The following is a 1,154-nucleotide window of genomic DNA, read 5'->3' as shown; positions in this document are numbered from 1 at the left end:
GGACTCGCTTTCGCTACGGCTACCCCACACGGGTTAACCTCGCGACATGCCACTAACTCGCAGGCTCATTCTTCAAAAGGCACGCCATCACCCCCCACACCGAAGTGTGCAAAGGCTTTGACGGATTGTAAGCGCACGGTTTCAGGTACTATTTCACTCCCCTCCCGGGGTACTTTTCACCTTTCCCTCACGGTACTAGTCCGCTATCGGTCACCAGGGAGTATTCAGGCTTATCGGGTGGTCCCGACAGATTCACACCAGATTTCACGGGCCCGGTGCTACTTGGGTTTCCATCACGACAGTCGTCATGTTTTCGTGTACGGGATTCTCACCCTCTACGACAGGCCGTTCCAGACCACTTCCACTAACACAACGATTTCTTACTGTCGGCCAACACGGCAGCATTGACAAGATGAACCCCACAACCCCACGAATGCAACACCTGCCGGCTATCACACATCCATGGTTTAGCCTCTTCCGCTTTCGCTCGCCACTACTCACGGAATCACTATTGTTTTCTCTTCCTGTGGGTACTGAGATGTTTCACTTCCCCACGTTCCCTCCACACACCCTATATATTCAGGTGCGGGTAACACGACATCACTCGTGCTGGGTTTCCCCATTCGGACATCCTCGGATCTCAGCTCGGTTGACAGCTCCCCGAGGCTTATCGCAGCCTCCTACGTCCTTCATCGGCTCCTGGTGCCAAGGCATCCACCGTACGCTCTTCATTACTTACAACAAAGATGCTCGCGTCCACTGTGCAGTTCTCAAACAACACACAACACCCAGACAACATGTGGCACCAGCCGAACACCCTCACCGGGCGCCCGCGGTATGACCACGTCCAGATCTTGTCGTTACCTTCCTGTAGAAAAAACACTCGCGTGTTCTCTCAGGACCCAACAGTGCATCGATATATCACCCGCCGGCCGACCATCTGATCGGGCCGATACGCGGGAAAGGTTGTCAGTGTTCCACCCATGAGCGTCCGCAGTCCTACTGATGAGGACTCAACGGTCTCTGCCAACCCGTCGTCACCTGTGTGACAACAGCATCGGAGATGTGCTCCTTAGAAAGGAGGTGATCCAGCCGCACCTTCCGGTACGGCTACCTTGTTACGACTTCGTCCCAATCGCCGATCCCACCTTCGA

2 rRNA genes are annotated in these 1,154 nt (G+C 54.9%); both read right to left on the bottom strand.

The annotated features are described in order from the left end of the window. Positions 1-741: ribosomal RNA gene (locus ACFU5V_RS43075) — 23S ribosomal RNA — on the bottom strand; the annotation flags it as partial. Positions 742-1,076: 335 nt separating this feature from the next. Further along, positions 1,077-1,154: ribosomal RNA gene (locus tag ACFU5V_RS43070) — 16S ribosomal RNA — on the bottom strand; the annotation flags it as partial.

The sequence above is a fragment of the Rhodococcus sp. NPDC057529 genome (assembly GCF_042802055.1).
In the GTDB taxonomy this organism is placed as follows: domain Bacteria; phylum Actinomycetota; class Actinomycetes; order Mycobacteriales; family Mycobacteriaceae; genus Rhodococcus_F.
Note: the sequence above shows the minus strand (reverse complement) of the source record. Positions and strands in the feature narration are given on the sequence as shown.